The sequence below is a fragment of the Bacillus sp. 22475 genome (assembly GCF_052044835.1).
GTDB classification, from domain to species: domain Bacteria; phylum Bacillota; class Bacilli; order Bacillales; family Bacillaceae_G; genus Bacillus_A; species Bacillus_A cereus.
Genome location: NZ_JBQENW010000063.1, coordinates 1 through 9,391 on the forward strand (window position 1 = coordinate 1; position 9,391 = coordinate 9,391).

The window sequence follows — 9,391 nt, forward strand, 5'->3', positions numbered from 1 at the left end:
AGTTGCGATAGGTAAGACTTTGAAGTTATCTCCATCTTTTCCCCCGCTTAGCACTGTACGTGCGACTTTCATCGCATACAGCGCCCCATCTTATCCTTTTATACTAAAGTAACTAGATTACAAGCTTTACGGAGTTTGTTTATTTTCTTCAATTGTTTATCGTTCAATTGAAGAATTCTCATATATGTTCTAATCGTCTCGTCATTTGTAGCGTGAATCAATCTGTGGACAAATTCATGTACAATAATCAGGTTATTAAACTCGTCAGTTCCTCCCATACCTTTCGGTATTTTATGGTGACAGTGCACATCTTCAGCTATTAAGAAGATTCCGATGACAGCGCATTTACCATTTTGCATGGAATACCTGGATATTCTGTTATCTGTATACTCCATGCTTTGTCCTTTATTGGAGGATAGCAACATCTTTTGCATTTCATTGGCAATGTTACCTTTTAGGCTTTTGATGAGTTTTTGTCTTCCTTGCTTAGTGTAATTGCATATGTCTTGACTAAAACTTTGAGGGAATCGTGTTTGTATGTCCGCTAGTGGATATACATGATTGCCCGCTATTTCAAAGGTTCTATAATTGTTCCTATGAGTTCTTTTGTATAATGCATTCACATTGGTAGGAATCTTATATTTCCCTATTGATTTTAGACGATTAAACAAAGTTTTCGAGAGACGAAAGGCTATTTCAGCAAAGTCTATAGTTACATGTGTTGCAATTTTGTAATAATTTTTTATACCAAGTACATAAGAGTTATAGTCCTGTACTGTTTTCCCTGATGGGCTTTTTTGAATTGCTTTAATCCTTGTCTTTGCTTTTTCAAGGATATCCTTTTTCTTTTTCTCGCTTACATGTGTGTTTGCCACATATCTTTCGCGCTTTTTAACAGATTTGATAGAGAACCCCAGAAAATCGGAAGATTTTCTTTTTAGGTTAGTTATAGTCGATTTTTCATTAGATATATTAAGGTTTAATTGATTTTTAAGATAACCTTCTACTGCATGGAATATTTTGATTGCAGATTGATGATTGTTAGTAAATATTTTAAAATCATCTGCGTATCTAACGATATGCATTTTCTTCAATTTTGTTTTTATCAGCAATGGATTTTTGGTTGCTGTTGTGTATGGTCTTCTTGTTTTAATATTCTCCCATTGCCTAGATATCCACCAATCCAAATCGTTTAATACAACATTACTAAGTAATGGGCTTAGGATTCCTCCTTGCGGAGTTCCTTTTGTAGGAATACCTTTTCCTTTGATTGGTGCTTTTAACATTTTAGAGATAATTGTCAGCACCCTTTTATCAGTTATGCCTATGTTGTATAGTTGTTTTAATAACTTGGAATGGTTCACGTTGTCAAAGAAACCTTGTATATCAATGTCTACTACGTGACTAAATCTTCCTCTGTTTATCAGATATTGACACCTAGCCATTGCGTGGTGTGTTGACCTGTTAGGTCTGAATCCATATGAATGCTTGTGGAATTTTGCCTCGCATATTGGTTCTAGAACCTGTTTGAACATTTGTTGAATCAATCTATCTCTCATTGTAGGGATTCCTAATGGGCGTTTCTTCCCATTAGGTTTAGGTATTTCTATCCTACGTACCGTATTTGGTTTGTAATTTGTGAGAGTTTTTCTAATATCGTCAACGAAGGAATTTACATCTTCCATTTTATAATGGTCGATTGTGATACCATCTGTTCCTTCAGTTTTAGAACCACTGTTAGCCTTTATACTTCTATATGCCAATAGAATATTTTCTTTTGATATGATGTATTTATATAGATTTACACCTTTAGTAGCGTTATTTTCACTACGTTGGTATAAATCATCAAACACTTTTTGCATATCGTAATATTCTGCATTTCGTAATGTTGTACTCACCGATGTATTATTTCCCCTTTCTTACGAAAAGTCCCATCATCTTACTCGATCCTGTGAGTTACATCTAGTTAATTTAGTTTTCAAAGAACAAGACTAGGGACTATCCCTCCACATTCGCTACATGCTTCGTCGGTACTTTGTCCCCACCTTCACAAGAATGAAGCAATTTCGGTTCGTTAGAACCTTATATGCATCTGTCCGCTAGTAGGCGTTGGTGACAGTTTCTTGCTTACCACGTTCCGATTGACTTAGCTATACATATATCCTTAGGTGCTTGCTTTAAGCCTGTTATCTTTACACCCTCATCGTTAGATGTTCCGAATTTCGTATCCTTTACTCTTACTTTTCGGTAGATAACGTCATCATTGACGACATACAAATTTCTATTGTATTAATAATTTAGACCCGTACATTCGCAAGTTCGCCAGTCCGTTATTTTAGACATTCTCACCATAGATATTTTGTAGCATCCCGACCTATCCATTACCATATGATTTCTCACTTAGGTTTTGTTCAGCCGACTTCACCTAGCTTCATACAATTTGTGACTACTATCACGCCTTGCATGTAGGAGTATTAGATAAGTAGTTTCAGCTCAACATGACGGCTTTCATTCCTACTTTCAGTCAAACAGTTGTTGTTATCAAATTGATAACCCTCCTACTTCGTGTTTGCACACTTATGAGGAAACGTGTCGCACAAAGGATTATTTTATTAAGTTTTTCACAAGCTATATCTTTGAATTTTCAAACTTAAATGAACCTCTAGACACATACACCATATACTAATATAAATACTCCCTAAGAAAGAAGGTGAAAGCTATGCCATCTATTGTCGGAAATATGGTTGTACAAAATAGTAACGGTTCTTTCAACTTAGGTGATTTTTATAACGTTTCTCCAAAAGAAAATACAAAAGCTTATAATGGTTCGGGTTCATCTAATGTCGCTTTTGTTCTTAATACATTTAACGGTGTTAGTGCAACAAACACATTTGATTCTGATGTTGCCGACCAAAGCCAAGTTGGAACAGCCTAAATTTATTTATTTCCCTCTACACCTGAATAAAACCCAATATACCGTTAATAATGTATATACAGTTTCTGATTTCCCTTCATACCCGAAGGCTTAGCAGCTAGCTTTTGCTAGCTGCTTTTAGTTTTGCACCGAAGATAACTTATCAAAAGCACTAGGCACCTCTTATTCCCTGTCTTTAATTCATTTTATTAACTTATATTTCAATTTTTTGGTTAACAATTAAATATGCCCACGGGAAACATATTGAAACCTTTTCAATTTTTATTGTCTTTTGCAAAAAGATTGCTATAGACCCACTGTATATTGAACTGATAACATAAAAAATAATTAATAAAAGGTAGGGGGGATATGTAACAATGAATTCATCAAAAGTAGCTTTTTCGTCAGTATTAAGTAACACTTTTATCGTCATTTTAAAAGTTGTTATTGGTATTTTTACTGGTTCAGTAGCTATTCTTTCCGAAGCAATTCATTCCTCTTTAGATTTATTAGCTTCAATCATCGCTTTCTTTTCTGTCCGAATTTCAAATAAACCAGCGGATAAATTACATCCCTATGGACATGGAAAAGTAGAAAATATTTCTGGAACAATCGAAACATTATTAATTTTTATAGCTGGTTTTTGGATTATTTATGAATGTACCCTTAAATTGATACACCCCGAACCCATTCATCTCCCATTTTTAGGAATAGTTGTTATGTTGATTGGAGCACTCATCAATTTTGTAGTATCACGAATTGTTAACAGAACTGCTGAAAAAACAAATTCTATTGCAATGAAATCTAATGCACTACATTTACTCACTGATGTATACACTTCTTTAGGTGTTGCAATCAGCTTACTTTTAGTTAGTATAACAGAATGGTATTTCCTAGACCCAATCATTGGAATTATTTTAGCTGTTTATATCATGACTGAAGCCTTCGAATCAATGAAGGAGTCCTTTCCCCCATTAATTGATGCACGTTTATTACCAGTAGAGGAACAAAAAATCATAAAAATTATAGAATCTTATAGAGATGAATATATTGAGTTTCATGATTTTCGTTCAAGACGTTCTGGTCCAACTGAATACATAGATTTTCATCTTGTCGTTTCATCTCACTATAACATTGAAACTGCCCATGAATTATGTGATCGGATAGAGAAAAATATTAAGAAACAATTTAATCGTGCTCACATACTAATCCATTTAGAACCAGAACATGAAATTTTATTAAAATAACTAGAAACGCCATTAAAGGAATTAGGGATATTGTAAGTCGTGAAGGTACTACTCTCACGACCTACAAATATCTCTATAAAAGTAAGACTCATATCACCATCTCGCAGTCTAATAAAATAGCGTTTTTGTTGAATTTTTATTGAGTTTACATTGACCTTTTGTTGATTTTTTCTTCACATTTAAAAGAAACAAACATATGGATATTGTATGTAGTCTCTCCGCTCATAGAGATCTACCTTTCTTATCAAAGAGCATGCTTATATGTGTGCTCCTTTTCGCTTATTATGAAATATCGTTTGGGTTAAAACTCCAACTCGCATCGTTTCTTTAATGACAGGCTCCATAAATTCACATAAGGAATACAATATTAAAAATTTACTCATGAAAATCTGATTACAACTTTTTGGATTTTTCTGTTTCATGAGACATTCATCTACCTTATTGAGAGCACATATACAAGTGTGCTCTTTTTATTAATAAAACTAATTCAAATAACTATTTTGTTAGGTTCTGCCCCATCCATTTTTTATACGTCTTTCCGCTAATCACATTTTTCTAGAAAATCCTATATTATTGAACAGAGTTATCGACTTTCAACTTGAAAATTTTCACTTTTGATGATGTAACCACCTATAATGGAAATATACTTTTTTTCAAAGGAGGTATCTAATGTATATATCAAATAAAATTGGCTTATTTAGCTGGATTGCAACTTGTCTATACTTTTTAATTGAACCTTTCTTTATTTTCACTTCTACAGCACCTTATAACTATTTGCATCATGCAATGAGTGATCTAGGTGTAACAACCTGCGGAGAATTCACCTACGAAATAGCTCCGTATGAAATATGCTCCCCTAATCATTTTGGGATGAATATACTCTTTATTGTTAATGGAATAACATTTTGTATTGGAGTACTATATATTTCACAACATCTAGAAAAAACAAGAATTAATAGAATAGCAACATTTTTTATACTTATAATAGGAATCTCTACTATAGTTTCAGGATTAATTCCTGCAGATGTAAACCTAATTGGACATTCCATTCTAGTTTGGATAGGCATGCTTACGGTATTTCCAGGACTATTTATTTTTGCTAAGAATCTTAAAAAAACTAGAAAATGGACATATTTCTGTTTACTAAGCTTAATAGTAATAACTATCCTTATCTCACTTGTTTTTCTTTTCCCCTTACCTGCAGGTCTACTACAAAGACTTTTTTACTTGGTTCTTTTCGTTTGGGGAACTGTATCAACCTATAAATTGATAAAATAAAGATTTTATTCAGACTTGCACATAAACTGAAAACATACATAAAATTTAATTGCCGATACTTTTTAATATATCTTGGTCAAAGAGCGCTTTCCCATGCGGTCTTTTTTTCTGTTCAAATAAGAATTTTGTTTTAAACTTGCACATACACTCAAAACTTATATAATATATATCGCTGTCACATTTTCGCTTTTTCGATATGAGTCTTGATCAAGGAACGCTTTCCTGGGTGTTCTTTTTCTATTCTTTTAACTCGCTTTCTATTCAAGTGATTATTTTATTCAGTTTTCAATCAAACTTCATTTCAAAATTCTCCGTTTCAAATGAACCTCTAGACACATACACCATATACTAATTTAAATACTCCCTAAGAAAGTAGGTGAAAGCTATGCCAGCTATTCTTGGAAACCTTGTCTTACAAACCAGTAACGGTTCTTTCAACTTAGGTGATTTTTATAACGTTTCTCCAAAAGCAAATACAAAATCTTATAATGGCTCGGGCGGTTCCAATGCCGCTTTTATCGTTAATAATTTTAATGGTGTTAGTGCAACGAATACATTTGATTCTGATGTTGCAGATCAAGATCAAGTAGTAGCAAATTAGGCTACTACTGAATAAAACACAACATTCCGTTAATAATGTATATACAGTTTCTGATTCCCCTTCATACCCGAAAGCTTAGCAGCTAGCTTTTACTAGCTGCTCTTTTTATGCTTTACACGAATAAATCTCTAAATTTCACCGATACTATATACGACTTTAAAAAGTCAGCTTTAAATTCTTCCCACTCTAGCTCTCTTGGTCGAGAGTCGAGCAGTTAGCTCTTGCTAGCTGCTCTTTTATTGAATAAATTTCTAAAAAGTGTTAACAATATAAGTACACCAAGGTTGAATACGAATGACCATTGTGTTCTTCTTATTCACCAGGGCAGTTAGCTTTTGCTAGCTGCTTTTTTGTTCTTATTTTTCTATTTGTTACATACATTTTTAACGTGTTCATTTTGTTCACTGAGTTATCTCCTATCTGTAGAGCAACCTGAGTGGTTGCTCTTTATAATTTTTTCTGAATAGACCTTCAAATTATGTCCATACTATAAATACACTTGAGTTCTGAACTTCCTTCTTAATGTTTTTCTGAAGAGCGGTTAGCTTTTGCTAGCTGCTCTTTTGTATTAAATCTAAAATGAAATTTTGTTCTCATTTCCTTTTCACATCATATATTTCTAACCTGAACGTTCCGCTTAAAGAGTTACCTCCTTTCTTAAAGAGCACTTATGCATAGTACTTTTTTTATTTTCCTTATTTCTACAAAATGAGGTTTTTATCAAAATAACTTTCGTATAACATTTCAAATCTGGCTTACACTATAACTGTAACTTTAAGTTACACATCCTAACTTGCAGGGCCTAATTTTCTTTTGTGTAACAGGTGGTTAGCTAATAAAGTTGACCACTTTGTTGCGCCAAATATTTTTTATTTCTCAATACTTAGCACCTGAAATGAATTCTCGTTTATTGATACTATATTGGTGACATTGATTTTCCTCATAGGCATTTTTGTAACGGACCTGTTCTCCCACAGCAGGTCCTTTTTTATTTATTTACTACTATAGCGTTTTTGTTGATTTTCCGTTGATATTATAAAAAAACTTCACCTTCTAATTAGACAAGCATATTGTATAGGGCAATCCAGTCCATACGTTCAATCCTGTTAATCTAAATGCACACTTATATGTGTACCCTTTTTTATTTAAATCCACTTTATTATTTTTATTACTATAAAAAATATATAGTTTCATACGAAATCAATAAAAAGAATATTCTATTCTGGATAATCTACATTGGGTAATACGATTGTGCTGGGTAATAAGGTTGTAAAGAATAATATGATTGTGCTGGGGTATAAGGTTGTAAAGAATAATATGATTGTGCTGGGGTATAACTTTGTTGCGTGTGCTGTGATTGCAGTGCTTGTTGTTGTGCTTGTATAGCCTGATGAACTGCTTGTATAGTACTTTGTGCAGGCCCCGATCCTCCTAAAGGGCGCATTTGCATTTTATTATAAAAAAAATCAAAAAACATCCTATATTCACCTCATCCTGTAAATATTTTGTCTTCCATCTTTCATACTATGAATATTTAATTACAATGGATAATACATGACGCTTTTCACCTTATAATTCTTGAATCTCTTTCTATTCAAATAACTAACTATTTTGTTTCAAGTTTTAACAACATATTTATGAAAATCATTCATATACTTTTATAGGTGTTGTCATTAGCGACATGGAGTGCTTTGGTCACGCACTCCTGTTTTTTATGCAAAATAACTATTTTGTTAAGCTTTATCAATTCCTACATTCTCTTAATAAGTCCCGTATAATAATCTTTTCCAAATCATTGTGTTTCTCTCTGCAATACTACTTTTCTAAAGAATCCGACAAAATTTGACAAACATAGTCAACTATATTTGTTATGATGTTCTAGGTATTTCGCTTCTAAGACTTCGTACAGTTTAAATTTTGTTTAACCTATATCAAATATTGATAACTGGCCTTCGATTTCCACTACTTCCATCACAGGTTCCCCCTTTTGATTTGACTGAAATGCTATTCTTTATCCTTATACTCCATCTCCAAAAATTCAGCTAAATTAATCTCTTTCATTATCAATTCTTCTAGAAAGTAAAACGCTTCTTGTTCCCCTTCATTTTCTCTTACATTTTGAAACTGTAATTTTTGTTCTTCATCTAATTCAAATTTCACCTTTGCTTCTACAACCATCATTCATCCTCCTCACCTACTAAAATGAAGTTTTTATTTTCATTAACTTCGCTTAAAGTGAAATATTCATTTTTTCATTCACCGAAGTTCATAACATATTCTTTTCTTCTGGTATAATAATGATTAGGTGCCCCATGCGCATTTTATCTACTGGAAATAATACCTTTTACGCACTTAACTAATAGAAACTTCATTTCTACTACTTCTACAATAACAATTTTGTTCACTTGTTTGATACATTTATGAAACATTCACTTGTTATCTTCAATATGTTCTATTCTTTTTGAAAAACCATGTGAGAATACCAAAACAAGAAGCCCTAGAGCCCTAACTCTAGGGCTTCTTGTTTTCAAATAAGGATTTTGTTAAATATTCAATTGAACCTTCTTACACTCTCCGTATTACTAGCCCATAAGATATTCAGAAACCGTATGAAATTGTAATACTAATGTAAGGTTTCTCAATATGAGCCAATGTATTTATGTAGTAAACTATTTATCGGCAATACATATAAAAGGAGAAACATTTATGACTTTTGAAGACGATCGTAAATTAGGCATTCAACAAGGGTGTATAGTAATAACAGATCAATCGCAATATCTTGTCGTTAAAAAGAATGAAAATTATTCTTTATTAAGCATCGCATCTGCGGAATGTATAAACTTTGAAGTTTCACTTGAACATCTTGAAGAAATGGTCCAAGTAGATTTAAAAGAAAAAATTCAAGATATCATTCCACCAGAGAATATTAAAATCGTAGCTCAAAACAGAATATAAAATGTATTTTCTAAGAGCACTTTCGATGGTGCTCTTTTTTCATGAACAGTTTCAAATAACGATTTTATTATGTTTCCAAACTTACAGTAATGTCCTTAAAAAACATTCATATATATTTATCAGATGCACTTTTAAATCCCAGAGTATCAAATGCTTTTAAAAGTTAACTGACCAACAATATTCAACTTCTCTTTAAAAATAACTTAGATACAAAAAAGCTACGTTTTATATAGGATAAAAAATTATCTTACGCAAAGGAGCTTGATTATTTGTGAATTACCAAAATGATAATAACCCTAACATTCACAAACCTTGCACTTGTCCATCCCCCACGGCTAACAGTTTAAATGTTGTTCAAACTACCCCATCAATAGTCTCGGTAAATTCTGCGATTCC

At 32.5% G+C, this 9,391-nt stretch carries 9 protein-coding genes; 5 read left to right on the top strand and 4 right to left on the bottom strand.

Annotated elements, in window-relative coordinates; genetic code table 11:
- Positions 1–98: 98 nt before the first annotated feature.
- On the bottom strand, positions 99–1,898 hold the full coding sequence (gene ltrA, locus ACTJJY_RS31390; RefSeq protein ID WP_440605206.1) for a group II intron reverse transcriptase/maturase: 1,800 nt from the start codon (positions 1,896–1,898) through the stop codon (positions 99–101).
- Positions 1,899–2,127: 229 nt separating this feature from the next.
- Positions 2,128–2,277, bottom strand: a complete 150-nt coding sequence (locus ACTJJY_RS31395) for a hypothetical protein (protein WP_165773209.1) — start codon at positions 2,275–2,277, stop codon at positions 2,128–2,130.
- A 442-nt stretch (positions 2,278–2,719) separates the two neighbouring features.
- Here ACTJJY_RS31395 and ACTJJY_RS31400 point away from each other — a divergent pair, with 442 nt between their 5' ends.
- From ACTJJY_RS31400 to ACTJJY_RS31415, 4 genes are all read left to right on the top strand, one after another.
- A complete protein-coding gene (locus ACTJJY_RS31400; RefSeq protein WP_001139346.1) occupies positions 2,720–2,935 on the top strand; it encodes a spore germination protein in 216 nt (71 codons plus the stop codon).
- Positions 2,936–3,291: 356 nt separating this feature from the next.
- Positions 3,292–4,161: a cation diffusion facilitator family transporter gene (locus ACTJJY_RS31405; protein WP_440607408.1), complete on the top strand. Its 870-nt coding sequence runs from the start codon at positions 3,292–3,294 to the stop codon at positions 4,159–4,161.
- Between the two features lie 669 nt (positions 4,162–4,830).
- Positions 4,831–5,439 carry a DUF998 domain-containing protein gene (locus ACTJJY_RS31410; protein ID WP_000275956.1) on the top strand — a complete coding sequence of 203 codons (609 nt, stop codon included), beginning with the start codon at positions 4,831–4,833 and terminating at the stop codon, positions 5,437–5,439.
- Positions 5,440–5,824: 385 nt separating this feature from the next.
- The gene (locus ACTJJY_RS31415; protein ID WP_001110933.1) at positions 5,825–6,040 is read left to right on the top strand and encodes a spore germination protein; all 216 of its coding nucleotides are present in this window, start codon (positions 5,825–5,827) and stop codon (positions 6,038–6,040) included.
- A gap of 1,231 nt (positions 6,041–7,271) precedes the next feature.
- Here the strand turns inward: ACTJJY_RS31415 and ACTJJY_RS31420 are convergent.
- Both ACTJJY_RS31420 and ACTJJY_RS31425 read right to left on the bottom strand, forming a co-directional pair.
- Positions 7,272–7,517: a DUF3947 family protein gene (locus tag ACTJJY_RS31420; RefSeq protein ID WP_098618468.1), complete on the bottom strand. Its 246-nt coding sequence runs from the start codon at positions 7,515–7,517 to the stop codon at positions 7,272–7,274.
- Positions 7,518–8,044: 527 nt separating this feature from the next.
- Entirely contained in the window at positions 8,045–8,218 is a 174-nt protein-coding gene (locus ACTJJY_RS31425; protein ID WP_016110069.1) for a hypothetical protein, read from the bottom strand.
- 528 nt (positions 8,219–8,746) lie between these two features.
- Between ACTJJY_RS31425 and ACTJJY_RS31430 the strand changes: the two genes are divergently transcribed.
- Entirely contained in the window at positions 8,747–8,995 is a 249-nt protein-coding gene (locus ACTJJY_RS31430; RefSeq protein ID WP_000141879.1) for a hypothetical protein, read from the top strand.
- Positions 8,996–9,391: the final 396 nt, after the last annotated feature.